The 13,772-nt window shown below is 72.3% G+C and carries 10 protein-coding genes; 2 read left to right on the forward strand and 8 right to left on the reverse strand.

Annotated elements, in window-relative coordinates; all coding sequences use genetic code 11:
- Position 1 precedes the first annotated feature (1 nt).
- The 8 genes from WME98_RS14995 to WME98_RS15030 form a co-directional block, all read right to left on the reverse strand.
- Positions 2-2,263, reverse strand: coding sequence for a complex I subunit 4 family protein (locus WME98_RS14995; protein WP_437951908.1), 2,262 nt, complete (start codon positions 2,261-2,263; stop codon positions 2-4).
- A 7-nt stretch (positions 2,264-2,270) separates the two neighbouring features.
- Positions 2,271-4,856, reverse strand: coding sequence for an NADH-quinone oxidoreductase subunit L (locus WME98_RS15000; protein WP_437951909.1), 2,586 nt, complete (start codon positions 4,854-4,856; stop codon positions 2,271-2,273).
- A 210-nt stretch (positions 4,857-5,066) separates the two neighbouring features.
- Entirely contained in the window at positions 5,067-5,831 is a 765-nt protein-coding gene (yihA, locus tag WME98_RS15005) for a ribosome biogenesis GTP-binding protein YihA/YsxC (protein WP_437951910.1), read from the reverse strand.
- A complete protein-coding gene (locus tag WME98_RS15010; RefSeq protein WP_020740654.1) occupies positions 5,828-6,166 on the reverse strand; it encodes a gamma-butyrobetaine hydroxylase-like domain-containing protein in 339 nt (112 codons plus the stop codon). The genes yihA and WME98_RS15010 overlap by 4 nt, the downstream gene beginning before the upstream one ends.
- Positions 6,167-6,374: 208 nt before the next feature.
- Positions 6,375-7,379, reverse strand: a complete 1,005-nt coding sequence (locus WME98_RS15015; RefSeq protein ID WP_437951911.1) for a Gfo/Idh/MocA family protein — start codon at positions 7,377-7,379, stop codon at positions 6,375-6,377.
- Positions 7,376-7,777, reverse strand: a complete 402-nt coding sequence (locus WME98_RS15020) for a hypothetical protein (protein WP_437333911.1) — start codon at positions 7,775-7,777, stop codon at positions 7,376-7,378. Before WME98_RS15020 ends, WME98_RS15015 begins: the two co-directional genes overlap by 4 nt.
- A gap of 84 nt (positions 7,778-7,861) precedes the next feature.
- The gene (locus WME98_RS15025) at positions 7,862-8,815 is read right to left on the reverse strand and encodes an acetyl-CoA carboxylase carboxyltransferase subunit alpha (RefSeq protein ID WP_437315646.1); all 954 of its coding nucleotides are present in this window, start codon (positions 8,813-8,815) and stop codon (positions 7,862-7,864) included.
- Between the two features lie 142 nt (positions 8,816-8,957).
- Entirely contained in the window at positions 8,958-10,880 is a 1,923-nt protein-coding gene (locus WME98_RS15030; RefSeq protein WP_437951912.1) for an adenylate/guanylate cyclase domain-containing protein, read from the reverse strand.
- A gap of 238 nt (positions 10,881-11,118) precedes the next feature.
- Between WME98_RS15030 and glpK the strand changes: the two genes are divergently transcribed.
- Positions 11,119-12,630 carry a glycerol kinase GlpK gene (glpK, locus tag WME98_RS15035; RefSeq protein ID WP_437951913.1) on the forward strand — a complete coding sequence of 504 codons (1,512 nt, stop codon included), beginning with the start codon at positions 11,119-11,121 and terminating at the stop codon, positions 12,628-12,630.
- A 277-nt stretch (positions 12,631-12,907) separates the two neighbouring features.
- The gene (locus WME98_RS15040; protein ID WP_061623802.1) at positions 12,908-13,705 is read left to right on the forward strand and encodes a UPF0158 family protein; all 798 of its coding nucleotides are present in this window, start codon (positions 12,908-12,910) and stop codon (positions 13,703-13,705) included.
- The last annotated feature ends 67 nt before the right edge of the window (positions 13,706-13,772 follow it).

The raw sequence follows: 13,772 nt of genomic DNA on the forward strand, positions 1-13,772 counted from the left end.
CTTATCTGGCGCTGGCGAGGGCGCCCCGGCCCGCCGCGCCGCCCTCCCCCGGGGCGGCCGCGCGGACCGGCGCGCCGCTGTCCACGCCGGGCGCGCCGGCGATCTGGGACGGCCCCGGCCTGTCGACGAGGCGGTGCACCTCGAGGGCCCCGCGGTCGATGAGGCTGAGGAGCGGGCGCGGCCAGAAGCCGAGGAGGAGGACCAGCGCCGCGAGCGGCGCGATCGACGCGAGCTCTCGCCCGTTGATCTCCGGGAACTTCCCGCCGAACGGCTCGAGGTACTTGCTCTGCCGCCACGACGCGCGGAACGTGCCGAGGAACATCCGCTGGAGCGCCCAGAGGTGGTAGGCCGCGGTGATGACGACGCCGACGGCGGCGAGGATCGTGAGGGCGCGGTAGCGCGCGAAGGCGCCGATGAACGTCATCGCCTCGCCCCAGAAGCCGGACAGGCCGGGCAGGCCGAGCGACGCCATGAACGCGAAGCCCACGAACGCCGTGTAGAGCGGCATCTCCGAGGCGAGGCCGCCGAACTTGTCGATGTCGCGCGTGTGCACGCGGTCGTAGACCACGCCGACCAGGGTGAAGAGCATCGCGGTGATCAGGCCGTGGTTGAACATCTGCACGAGGCACGCCTGGATGCCCTGCGGCGTCATCGCGCCGAGCGCGAGCAGCGCGAAGCCCATGTGGCTCACCGAGGAGTAGGCCACGAGCTTCTTCAGGTCGCTCTGCGCCATGGCGCAGAAGGCGCCGTAGAGGATGTTGATCACCCCGAACGCCGCCATCGCCGGCGCGGCCCACTGCGTCGCCTCGGGCAGCAGCGTGAAATTGATGCGGAGGATGCCGTAGGTGCCCATCTTGAGGAGCACCCCCGCGAGGATCACGCTGATCGCCGTGGGCGCCTCCACGTGGGCGTCCGGCAGCCAGGTGTGGAACGGGAACATCGGGATCTTGATGGCGAACCCGAGGAAGAGCCAGATCCAGACCACCTTCACCGCGGCGACGCCGAGGATCTCGAGCCCCTGCGCAGCCCAGGCGACGCGCGAGAGCTCCGGGATGGAGAAGATGCGCTCGGTCGCCTGGCCGTCGACGAGGTAGGTGTGGCCGGCGTTCAGGTAGAACCAGATGAACGCGAGCAGCATGAAGACGCTGCCGGCCAGCGTGTAGAGGAAGAACTTGATCGCCGCGTACTCGCGCCGCGGGCCGCCCCAGATGCCGATGAGGAAGTACATCGGCAGGAGCATCACCTCCCAGAAGACGAAGAAGAGGAACAGGTCGAGGGCGATGAAGACGCCGAACATCCCCGTGACGAGGAGGTTGTACATGGCGAAGTAGCCCTTGAGCTGATCGTGGACGCTGTAGCTCGCGAGCGCGCCCACGAACGAGATCAGCGCCGTCAGGAGGACCATCGAGATCGACACGCCGTCGACGCCGACGAAGTACTCGACGTTCAGCGAGCGGATCCACACGCCGTGCTCGATGAACTGGTAGCCGTCGTTGCCGTCGGCCCGCGTGAAGCTCCGGTCGAACTGGGCGTAGAGCCACCCCGCGAGCACGAGGTTCACGCCCATCAGCACGACGGTCAGCAGCCGGAGCTTGCGGTCGTCCTTGTAGCGCAGGAGGTGCGCGACGAAGACCGCGACCACGCCGAGCAGCGGCAGGAACGTCAGGATCGACAAGATGTGGTCGCCGACGAAGCCGAGGCCGCGCCCGCGCTCCGCGTGGATGCCCATCGCCAGGGTCCGCGGTGTCTCCAGCACGCCGGCCGCGCCGGCCGCGACCGCGTCCGACTCGACGACGACGTGCCCGTAGAGCTCGCGCGCGCGCACGCCCTCGGTCCTCCACCGGACCACGACCTTCCGGCTCGCGCCCGGCGGCAGGCTCGCCGCGGTGCCGCCGCCCTCGAGCTCCGCGCTCACGCCCGGCGGGACGCGCGGGTCCTCGGGCGACGTGCGCACGATCACCCGCGTCACCTTCAGGGGGCCGTCGCCGCGGTTCTCGATCGTGAACGAGCCGGCGTAGTCCGGCCCGCTCGCCGCGAGCTCGACCGGCGCGCCGGGCGCCTCGGCGCGCAGCGCGATCTGGCCGCGCGGCTCGAGCGCCGGCGGCGACGGCGGATCGAGGGCCTGCGCCGCCACGGGCCACGCCGCGCCGAGCACGACGGAGAGCGCGGCCAGCAGGGGGATCAGGAGCTTCATCGAGGTGGACCTCACCGGGGTCGCGAGGGCGACGCCGCGGCGCGTGTTGACGAAGGAGAGGTTCGACATCCGCCGTTCACCGCAGGAAGTAATGAACGATGCTGATCAAGGCGACGCCGCCCAGGAGGAAGTAGACGTAGCTCTGGACGCGCCCCGTCTGCAGGGTGCGGAGCTTCGCGCCCGCGCTCAGCGTGCCCTCGGCGACGAGGTTCACGATCCCGTCGACGAGGTACCTGTCGATGGCGCCCGTGACCCAGGCCGCGGCCCGGGTCAGGACCGCGACCGCGTTGACGATGCCGTCGACGATCCACCGGTCCATCTCGGCGAAGAAGAGGCGCAGCGAGAGGGCGGCGCGCACCACCGTCGCGTCGTAGATCTCGTCGACGTAGTACCGGTTCGAGAGGAGCCGATATCCGGGGAGCCGCCGCTCCTCCTCCGCCCAGCGCGCCGAGCGCCGCTCGCCGTAGCGGGCGCGGGCGCGCGAGAAGGCGAAGATCGCGCCGCCGACCGAGAGCGCCATGAGCGCGAGCTCGAGCCCGAGCCCGTGGCGCTGGAACGAGACGTCCGCGTGGGCGAACACCGGGTGGAGCCACGCCTCGAGCAGGGGCTCGCCGTGGCCGCCGACGAAGTGGCTGGAGAAGCCGAACACCGCGCCCGCGAGCGCCGACAGCACCGCCAGCGCCGCGAGCACCCAGGTGATCGCCGGCGGCGACTCGTGGACCTTCGTCTTGATCTCCTTGCGGGCGTGCGGCCCCTCGAACGTCAGGTAGTAGCTCCGCCACATGTAGAACGAGGTGCAGAGCGCCGCCGCGAGCCCCATCCCGTAGATGAGCAGCCCCGGGATCGGGCCGGTGTTCTCGGTGCCGAACGCCTTCCAGAGGATCTCGTCCTTGGACCAGAAGCCGGCGAAGAACGGGATCGGCGCGGCGGTGATGGCGAGGCACGCGACCTGGTACGTCCGCGCCGTGAGCGGCATGACGCGGCGGAGGCCGCCCATGTTGCGCATGTCCTGCGCCGCGGCCTCGTCGTGCTCCACCGCGTGCATCCCGTGGATCACCGAGCCGGAGCCGAGGAAGAGGCACGCCTTGAAGAAGGCGTGCGTCATCAGGTGGAACACGGCGGCCCAGTACGCCCCCACGCCGACCCCGATGAACATGAAGCCGAGCTGGCTCACCGTGCTGTAGGCGAGCACCTTCTTGATGTCGTACTGGAAGAAGCCGATCGTGGCCGCGAAGAGCGCCGTCGAGGCCCCGATCAGCGCGACGACCCCGCCCGCGACCGGGCTCAGCGAGAACAGGGAGCTGAGGCGCGCGATCATGTAGACGCCGGCCGTGACCATGGTGGCGGCGTGGATCAGCGCGGAGACGGGGGTCGGGCCGGCCATCGCGTCGGGCAGCCAGACGTAGAGCGGGATCTGCGCGCTCTTGCCCGCCGCGCCGACGAACAGGAAGAGGCAGGCCAGCGTGACCAGCGAGACGCCCCACACCGTCTTCGACTCGAGCGCCTCCTTGAGGAACGCCTTGCCGCCCGCGTCCTTGATCACGAGCTGGTCGTGGATCTCGCGGAAGGTGACCGTCGAGCCCACGGTCGCCAGCACGACCTCCTTGCCCGGCTCGACGCGCATCCACTCGATCGCGGCGATCTCGACGCCGTCGCCCCCGATCACGGCGCCGTCGCCCGGCACGATCACCACGGAGTGCGCCCCGGCGTCGATCTCCTTCCGAAGGAAGGGCGACACGCCGAACGGCCGCGGGTTCGACGCGAGCTGCGCGGCGTCGGCGATCCCGAGGTACACGCGCGCGCCGGGGTGGCCGGTGAAGGTGAGGTAGCCCTTGGCGCCGGCGCGCGGCGCCCGGCGCTCGCCGGGCTTGCTCGCGGGCGCGTCGCTCGTCCCGGCGGCGGCGCCGCCGTCGCCGCGCGCCTCCGCGGCCACCGCGATGAAGCGCGCGCGGTAATCGGACAGGTACCGGCCGTCGTCGAGCCACCTGGCGCCGAGGCCCCAGAAGAGGAGCGCGAGGCCGCACACGAAGCCGAAGTCGCCGATCCGGTTCACGACGAAGGCCTTCATGCCGGCGGTGGCCTTCCCGTAGTCGCGGTACCAGAACCCGATGAGCAGGTAGCTGCAGAGGCCGACGCCCTCCCAGCCGAAGAACATCACGATGAGGTTGTCCCCGAGGACGAGGAGCAACATCGCGAAGACGAAGAGGTTCAGGTACGTGAAGAACCGCCAGTACGAGGGCTCGGCCTCCATGTACGACGCGGCATAGACGTGGATGAGCGCGCCGACGCCGGTGATGATCAGCGTCATGAGGCCGCTCAGCGGGTCCATCACGAACGCGAAGTTCGCGTCGAGCGACCCGATGCGCACCATCTGCCAGGCGAAGCTGTAGAGCGCGCGCTCCTCCGGATCGAGCCCAGCGAGCGCCACGAAGTTCGCGAGCCCGAGGGCGAAGGCGCCCAGCATCGCGCCCACGGCGACGAGCGTGACGCCGAAGCTCCCGATGTGGAGCCGCTTCGACAGATCGCGGCCGAACGCGCTCCGCTGCAGCGCGCGGCCGAAGAGCGCGTTCGTCGCCGCGCCGAGCAGCGGCAGGAGCGGGATCCACCAGAGCGGCGTCAGCGACGCGTGGACGTGCGTGACCTGGCCGGAGTAGTCGGGCATCGTTGGGGGCAGCCGGTGAGAACGTGGGCTGGCGCGCGCCCTGCACGGCGAGACGCGGCGCGACAGCGAAACGTTCGGCTCTGGTGACTCCCCCGCGAAGCCGGAGGAGCCGCACGTTCATGGAGGATCAGACGGCGGGTCTATACCTCCATCGGCCCCGCGTTGGGGCGAGATACGCCGCTCCTCCGCGCGCCTCGCACCGCTGCGAGGTCAGCCGTCGGTCGCCCCCCGCTGCTCGTCGCCGCCCGCGGCGCCGCTGCTCTGCGGCGCGGCGCTGCCGAGCAGCGTCGCGCGCCGGATCGCGAGCCACAGCTCCCGCCTGCCCTCGCCGGTGATCGACGAGAAGCCCACCGCGCGGCGGAGCGCGCCGCTCGCCGCCCGCGGCGCCGCGGCGGACACCTGATCCAGCGCGCGCCGCACCGACGAGCTGGGCACCTTGTCGATCTTCGTCGCCACGAGGAGCAGCTCCACGGGCCGGCGCGCCACGTCGCGCGACGCCTCGACGAAGCGGACGAGCTCGAGGTCGTCCTCCTCGAGCCCCCGCCGCGCGTCGACCAGGAGCAGCACCGCGGCGAGCGTGATGCGCCCGCGCAGGTAGCCCTCGATCAGCGACGCCCACGCCGCCTGCTCGGCCTTCGAGCGCCGGGTGAAGCCGTACCCCGGCAGATCCACGAGCTGGAACACCACGCCGTCGCGCGCCCGGGCCTCGTAGAGGTTGATCTGCCGCGTCGAGCCCGGGTTCGAGCTCGTCCGGACGAGCCCTTTGCGCTCGACCAGCGTGTTGATGAGGCTCGACTTGCCGACGTTCGAGCGCCCCGCGAACGCCACCTCCGCGCTCACGGGCGGAGGGAGCGACGCGAGCGAGGCCGCGCCGGCGACGAAGGAGGAGTCGACGATCTGGAACGGATCGAGCTGCCGCTCGGCGCGCGCCGGCGGGGGAGCAGCTTGAGGCTTGGGCGGGCGGCGGGCGGTCACTTGGAGCGGGGCGGCTGGAATTGCGGCTTGCACTCGTCGCACTGGCAGAGCGAGCGCAGGTACCGGAACGTGTAGATCCCCGAGTCGTGCCGGTCTCCCCAGGTGAACTGGAGCGCGTAGTTGCCGACCTGCTCGATCTCGCGGACGTCCAGATCGCCCCCGGGCACGAAGTTGATCGTGCCGCCGTGCCCCTGGCAGTTCGCGCACGGGCAGTACCCGCGCAGGATCTCGTGCGGGAGGACGCTGCGGTGGCCGTCGGCCCAGTGGATCTCCATCACCCGCGCGCCGTGCGGCGCCTTGACCTGCGTGGGCGTGAGCTTCGGATCCTGCGGCATCGTACCCTTCCGGCGCACGGCAGTACCACGCCGATCCGGCGCTGCAAAGCGCGGCGGGGCTCAGCTCGTCGCAAAATGCGCCGCTCCCGTGTTCGCGACGTCCCCGCTGCCCTCGCCCGTTCCGGCGAGGGCCGCCGGACTCGGCCGCCGGGCCTCGCCGCGCCCTCCCGAGCGCGGCGCCGGCGATCGCCAGGCGCGCCGGCCGCGGCTACCCCGCCGCGGCCGCCCGCGCCTCGACCGGCGCGAGCGTCGCCTCGACGCGCTCGAGGACCCGCACCACCGCGGCGCCCTCGTCGAGCGGCGTCAGCGGCGGCGCGCGGTCCTCGACGCAGCGGAGGAAATGCTCGATCTCCACCGAGAGCGGCTCGCGCCACGGCACCTCGACCTCGCGCTCTTCGACGACGCGCGCGAGCGCGTCGCGCTCGGCGCGATCGCCGAGCAGCGCGCACGCCGTGGCGCCGCGCGCGTCGAGCAGCGCCAGCCGGTCGGGCGCGCGCACGTCGTCGAAGAGCGCGACGCGCGCGCTGCCGGCGAGCCGCAGCCGCCGCTCCTTGGTCGGGCTCGACGAGCAGAGCTCGATCTGCGCGGTGAGGCCGCTCTCGAGGCGCGCCGACAGCGTGACGTGCTCGCCGCCCGGCGAGAGGTGGGCCCGCGCCTCGACGAGCGGGCTCGGGTCGAGCGCCGACAGCACCGAGAGGTCGTGCGGCCCGAGCGTCCAGAGCGCCGAGCGGGCCCCGCCGCCGGCGCCGCCCGTCGAGAGGCGCGCCGCGCTGAAGCTCACGAGATCGCCGAGGCGGCGCTCGCGCGCGAGCGCGACGAGGTGCACCACCGAGGGGTGGTAGCGGAGCAGGTGGCCGACCATGCCGACCCGGCCGAGCGCCGCCGCGCGCGCGGCGCAGCGATCCGCCTGCGCCGCGGAGAGGGCCAGCGGCTTCTCCACGAACACGTCGGCGCCGGCCTCGAGCGCGCGCAGCGCGAGCTCGGCGTGGCTCGCCGCGGGCGTCGCGACGACCACCGCGTCCACGCGCGCGGCCAGCGCCTCGTCGAGCGTGCGCACGAGCCGCGCCCGCGGGGCGAGCGCGCGCGCCCGCGCGAGGCGGCCGCGGTCGACGTCCGCCACCGCGACGACGCGCGCCCGCGCGTTCTCCGACAGCGCGCGGAGGAGCTTCTCCCCCCACCGCCCGCAGCCGAGCAGCGCGACGCGGACGCTCACGGCGCCCCCGGCGCGGCGGCGGACTCGGCCGGCGGACGCCCGAGCTCGCCGAGGATCGCCTCGCCGTCGCGGTTGCCCGGGTGGATCGACGGCCCGTTGATGTCGACGAGGAAGTCGTACGCCGCGCGCGGCTCTCCCTCGATCGTCGCGCGCACGCGGACGTGCTGGAAGCAGGCCGACTCGGTGGCGGTGCTCCAGACGGGCGGCTTGCCCGGGTGCCGCGCGCCGATCGCCTCCGGCACGCTCCGGCCGTCCTGCGCCCGGTACTGCTGCACGATGCCGAGCGCCGCCCTGCGATCCGAGGCGTTGAACCGCGACTGAACCCAGAGGACCGCGCCGGCGGCGACCGCGCTGGTGCCCACGAGCAGCAGCGTCCGCGTCGCCTTGCCGTAGTCCATCCGCGAGGCGTATAGCCCCGGCGCCCGGGGAGGGCCAGCCGTAGCGCCCGCGCGGCGCGCCGCCTCGAGCCGCCTCGCGCCCGCCTAGCCCACGAACGATCCGAGCCCGCGGAACCTGCGGTACCGGTCGTCCACGAGCTCCTCCGGGCTGAGCCCGTCCATCGACGTGAGCGTCGCCCAGAGCGCCTTGTCGAGCCGCGCCGCGGCGTCGTCGTGGTCCTGGTGCGCGCCGCCGGTCGGCTCCTCGACGATGGTGTCGACGACGCCGAGCTGCAGGAGGTCCGGCGCGGTGATCTTGAGCCGCGCCGCGGCCTCGTCGGCGCGGGCCCCGTCCTTCCAGAGGATGGCCGCGCAGCCCTCGGGCGAGATGACCGAGTAGCAGCTGAACTCGAGCACCAGCACGCGGTTCGCGACGCCGAGCGCCAGCGCGCCGCCCGAGCCCCCCTCGCCGATGACGGTCGCCACGATCGGCACCCCGACCCGCGCCATCGCGGCGAGCGCGGCGCCGATCGCCTCGCTCTGGCCGCGCTCCTCGGCGCCGATGCCCGGGTACGCCCCCATCGTGTCGATGAACGTCAGGATCGGCAGCCCGAACCGGTCCGCCATCTCGTAGAGCCGGATGGCCTTCCGGTAGCCCTCCGGGTGCGGCATCCCGAAGTTGCGCTTCACGTTCTCCTTCGCGCCGCGCCCCTTCTGGTGGCCCACCACCACGACGCTCCGCCCGTGGTACGTCGCGAGCCCGCCGACGATCGAGCAGTCGTCGGCGAAGCGCCGATCGCCCTTCAGCTCGACCCAGTCCGTGAAGAGCCGCTTCACGTAGTCGAGCGTGTACGGCCGGTTCGCGTGCCGCGAGAGCAGCACCTTCTGCATCGGCGTGAGGCCCGCGAAGATCTCGCGCGCCAGCCGGCCCGTGTTGTCCTCGAGCTGCGCGAGCTCCGGCTCGAAGCGCGGGTCGGCCGCGGCGAGCGACCGCAGCTCCCGCACCTTCTCGATCAGCTCTGCGACGGGTTTTTCAAAGGGTAGAATCGAAGCAGCCACGGCGCGGACCCTAACGCTGCAGCGGGCGGACGGCTACGGCGCTGTGCTGCCGCGGCGCATCGCGTCGAGCGCGTCGCGCCCCCGCGCCCCCGCGACGACGCGCTCGCCCTCCGCCCGGGGCGGAGGCGTCGCGTCATCGCGCTCATTCCTGGGCGGCGTTGGTCGGCTCGACGTTGGCGAAGGCGTTCGCCGGGACCTGCGCCATCGGCCGGCTCCGGATCACGTTGTAGATCGGGATCGGCTTGTCCTTGCCCTTGACCTTGGCGGGCTGCAGCTCCTCGGTCTCGAACCGGCCGCCGAGCTGCGCGTACGTGGTCTCGCTGATCACGATCTGGCCGGCCAGCGCGATCGAGCAGAGCCGCGCCGACGTGTTCGCCACGTCGCCGATCACCGTGTAGCTGAGCGCCTTCGAGCTGCCGATGTACCCGGCGACGAGCGGCCCGGTGTGGATCCCGATGCCGACCGCGAGCGGCTGCTCGTCGCGCTGGAGCCGCTCGCGGTTGAACTCGCCGAGCACCTCGCCCATCTTCAGCGCGCACTCCACGCTGCGGACCGCGTCGTCGCGGTGGGCGACCGGCGCGCCCCAGAGCGCCATGATCCCGTCGCCCATGAACTTGTCGAGCGTGCCCTCGAACTGGAAGATCGTGTCGACCATCCGCTCGAAGTACTCGTTCAACATCACGACGAGCTCCTCGGGCTTCTTGCTCTCGGCCATGCGCGTGAAGCCGCGGATGTCGCTGTTGAAGACGGTGCACTCCTCGACGTGCTGGCCGCCCTGCTTCACGGCGAGCTGGCCGCTCAGCACGCGCTCGGCGATGTTCGGCGAGAGCAGCCGGCGCAGCTGCTCGCGCGTGACGATCTCGTTCTCGATCTTCTTCCCGAGGATGTTGATCTCGATGAACATCGCCGCCTGGTAGGCGATGGCGGTCACGAGCTCGAGGTCCTTGGGCTGGAACTGCGCGAGCGTCTCCGAGTCGAGCCAGAGCACGCCGAGCACCTCGTTGTTGTGCTGCAGCGGGGCCACGAGGGGGGCGACGATGGCCGAGCTTATCCGGTTCAGGATCATGCTCTTGCCCTTCGACGCCGCGAAGTCCATCGCCGCGTCGTGGGTCAGCACCGCGGCGCGCTCGTGCACCACGTGGTTCAGGATCGTCGAGGACACGCTGATCGGCGCCGTCGTCCCGTCGCGCCGCTGCATGGCCTGCGGCGTGAGCTCGCCGCTCTCGTTGCGCAGGAAGATCACCCCGCGGTCGGCGCGGATGAACTTGAAGACGCTCGTGAGGATCTTCTCGAGCAGCTTCGTCGTGTCGCGCTCGGCGGCGATCTCGCGGGACAGCTCGTGCGACAGGCGCAGCCGCTCGTAGTCGGCGCGCAGCTGGTTCATGTCGTTCGCGATCCGGTCGAACGCCAGGAACCCCTTGTCGACCGCGGCGATCTGCGTGCCGATCTGCCGGGCCTGATCGTTCACGTCGATGCGGGTGCCCTGCGCGACGTACGAGCCGCCGTGCGCCCCCGAGCGCCCCGGCAGCGGCGCGGTCCCGCCCGGCCCGGCGACCAGCGGCGGCGGCACGTACGGCGGCTGCCGCGCCACCGGCGGCGCCGCCGGCGTGCCCGACAGCGCCCCCGCCTGCTGCGGCGGCTGCTGGCGCGGGTACTGCGGCTGCTGCGGCGCCGGGTAGGCGCCCTCGCGCGGCGGGTGTCCGTACCCGGGCGCCGGCGCCGCGCCCTGGTGGTTCACCGCGGGGGGCCAGCCCGGGACGAGCGGCGGGGCGGCCGGCGCGCCCGGATCGTCGAAGCGGCCTCGCGTGGACCCCAGGGCGATCTCGTCCCCGTGCTTGAGCGGCGCTTCGCCCCGGACACGCTCGCTGTTGACGAACGTGCCGTTCAGGCTCCCGAGATCGCGCAGGACGAAGTGATCGCCCCGCTGCTCGATGATGCAGTGCTCCTTCGAGACGATCTTGTCGAGCAGCTGGATGGAATTGTTCGGGTGGCGCCCCAGCGAGTTCACGGGCCGCAGCTCGATCGCCTGCTGGCCCTCGGCGGTCTGCAGGATGAGGCGGGCCATCGGTTCTGGGAGATTACCCAGCCGAGCACGGACCGACAATCTTTCCGGCCGGAGTCCAGGACAGGCCGGGGAAAGCGACCGCGCTGATCCGCGGGGACGCGCCCGCGCCCGGCGCGGTCGCCTCGGGCGGCCCCCGCGGCGACCACTGATCATACGTACAGAACACAGAATCGGGATCCGTGTGGAAGTGTCGCCTGGAACGGCTATGCGCCCACGGGCCGCCGCGTTAGTCGGCCGCATGGATTCCGCGTACCTCCTCGCGATCGATCAGGGCACCACCGGCACGACATCCCTCCTCATGGACACGGCGGGCGCGACGCTGGGCCGCGCGACGCGCGAGTTTCGCCAGCATTTCCCGGAGCCCGGGCTCGTCGAGCACGACCCGGAGGAGATCTGGCAGAGCGTTCGGGACGCCGTGGGCGAGACGCTCAAGGCGGCCGGCGTGGCGGGCAGCGCGATCAAGGCCATCGGCATCACGAACCAGCGCGAGACGACGCTCGTCTGGGAGCGCGCGACCGGAAGGCCGATCCACCGCGCGATCGTGTGGCAGGACCGCCGCACGGCGCCGCGCTGCGCCGAGCTGCGCGCCGCGGGCCACGAGCAGGCGGTCGAGGAGACGACCGGCCTCGTGCTCGATCCGTACTTCAGCGGCACGAAGCTCGAGTGGATCCTCGACAACGTGCCCGGCGCGCGCGCGCGCGCCGAGCGCGGCGAGCTCTGCTTCGGCACGATCGACAGCTTCCTCGTCTGGCGCCTCTCGGGCGACGTGGCCGGCGGGGCTCCGGTGCACGCGACCGACGTCACCAACGCGTCGCGCACCCTGCTCATGAGCCTCGCGTCGCTCAGCTGGGACGACGCGATGCTCGCGATGCTGCGGATCCCGCGCCCGCTGCTGCCCGAGATCGTCGGGTCGGCGGGCCGCATCGCCGCGACTCGCGGCTTCCCTCACCTGCCGGACGGCATCCCGATCGCCGGCATCGCCGGCGATCAGCAGGCGGCCCTCTTCGGCCAGGCCTGCTTCGCGACGGGCGACGCCAAGTGCACCTATGGCACCGGCGCCTTCGTGCTCGCCAACATCGGCGATCGCCCGCTCCGGAGCCGCTTCGGCCTGCTCACCTCCGTGGGCTGGAAGATCGGCTCCGAGGTGGTCTTTGCGCTCGAGGGAAGCGCCTTTATCGCCGGGGCCGCGGTGCAGTGGCTCCGCGACGGCCTGGGCGTCATCAAGAGCGCGGCGGACGTCGAGGCGCTCGCCCGCGGCGTGCCCTCCAGCGAGGGCGTCACGTTCGTCCCGGCGCTCTCCGGCCTCGGCGCGCCCTACTGGGATCCGGACGCCCGCGGGATCATCGTCGGGGTGACGCGCGGCACGACCGCGGCGCACCTCGCCCGCGCGACGCTCGAGGGAATCGCGCTCTCCGTGACGGATCTCGTGCGGGCGATGGCCGACGACCTGGGCCACCCGGTGCGCCGGATGCGCGTGGACGGCGGCGCCGCCGCGAACGACCTGCTCATGCAGTTCCAGGCGGACGTGGCGAACGTCGCTATCGAGCGCCCCACCGACCTGGAGACGACGGCGCGCGGGGCCGCAATGCTCGCCGGCGTCGGCGCCGGCCTCTTCCGGACGAAGGAGGACTCGGCCCGCATGTCCCGTGTCGGGCAGAGCTTCCAGGTCGCGATGACCGAGGAGGATCGCGCGTCCCACCTCCGCCGCTGGGCCGACGCGGTGGCGCGCGCGCGCTCGCAGCGCGGCTGATCGCGCCCCGATTCCCCTGAATTTCCACGCTGTTTTCCGCTTGAACCAGGTCTTCCGAAGCTCGCTCCCGAGCCGTCATCGCGCCGCCGGCTCGGCGGCCGAACGGGCTTCCGGATCAAGGAATCAACCCTAGGTTGCGAGAGTTAGGCCCAGAAGCCCCCAACCAGCGTAGAGTGCTATGACGACGGCGCATTTCCGTTCAAACTTGGTGCACTTGAACCGAGGCGCGCGGCCAGCCCACCGCCGCCTCGCTGCTTTCGATGGAGACGAGGAGGACATGCCGACTACCGAGAATGCTTCAGCCGGCGGGACGGCCGTTCGCGACATCCCGATCGACTGGGAGGCGCTGGAGGACGCCTTCGAGAACAACGCCCCAGAGGTGCACTCGTACCTGCACCTCGGCACGGGCGACGTGCTGCGCGTGGTCGACGGCGTGGCCGATCCTCAGATGCACGCGCGCATCGCGGCCGATGCCAACTACCTCCGGATCGATCCCGTGAGCTCCCGCGAGCAGTACCGGTGGATGGAGCGCTACATCCCGATGGTGGAAGACATGGAGCTCCAGGCGAAGCTCAGCCAGGCGATCGACGGCAAGGGCGCGTTCCGGCGTTTCAAGGATGTGCTGATGTCCTACGGCCCGGAGCGGGAGCGCTGGTTCGCCTTCCGGAGCGAGCGGCTGCGGATCTTCATGGAGGCGTGGCTGAGCGCCCACGCGCTGAACCCGGTCCCCCGCCCGCTCTGGGTGCCGGAGGTGCCGGCCCGCCCGGAGGCCGCCGCGCCCGTGGCGCCCGCCGTCGAGCCGCCGCCGCGCGAGCGCGAGCGCGAGCGCGAGGAGGTGCGGGAGCCCCGCCGCGGCAAGAGCGTGGAGAGCCTGCGCAAGAACCTCCGCGACATCGCCGAGGCGCTCGGCCCGCGGGATCTCGACACGCTGACGGCGTTCGCGGAGTTCCTGAAGGCGCGCCGCGCGGCGCGATCGTTCGCGCACCACTACCACGAGGCGCAGGGTCCGGCGGACGAGGAGTCCGGGCCCGCCTCGCAGGAGATCGCGAGCGAGTCGCGCAGCGACACGGCGTGAGGGCGCGCCGCCGGCGCCGCGATCGCGGCGCCGGGGCGCTGGCCTGAGGTGGGATGAAGGGAACGGA

It is taken from the genome of Sorangium sp. So ce296 (assembly GCF_051529605.1).
Taxonomy (GTDB): Bacteria; Myxococcota_A; Polyangia; order Polyangiales; family Polyangiaceae; genus Sorangium; species Sorangium cellulosum_D.

Bases quoted from the DNA above. Each gene is read 5' to 3' on its own strand.
- WME98_RS14995 (WP_437951908.1), bottom strand. From the start codon at position 2,263: ATGTCGAACCTCTCCTTCGTCAACACGCGCCGCGGCGTCGCCCTCGCG.
- WME98_RS15000 (WP_437951909.1), bottom strand. From the start codon at position 4,856: ATGCCCGACTACTCCGGCCAGGTCACGCACGTCCACGCGTCGCTGACG.
- WME98_RS15010 (WP_020740654.1), bottom strand. From the start codon at position 6,166: ATGCCGCAGGATCCGAAGCTCACGCCCACGCAGGTCAAGGCGCCGCAC.
- WME98_RS15020 (WP_437333911.1), bottom strand. From the start codon at position 7,777: ATGGACTACGGCAAGGCGACGCGGACGCTGCTGCTCGTGGGCACCAGC.
- WME98_RS15030 (WP_437951912.1), bottom strand. From the start codon at position 10,880: ATGGCCCGCCTCATCCTGCAGACCGCCGAGGGCCAGCAGGCGATCGAG.
- glpK (WP_437951913.1), top strand. From the start codon at position 11,119: ATGGATTCCGCGTACCTCCTCGCGATCGATCAGGGCACCACCGGCACG.
- WME98_RS15040 (WP_061623802.1), top strand. From the start codon at position 12,908: ATGCCGACTACCGAGAATGCTTCAGCCGGCGGGACGGCCGTTCGCGAC.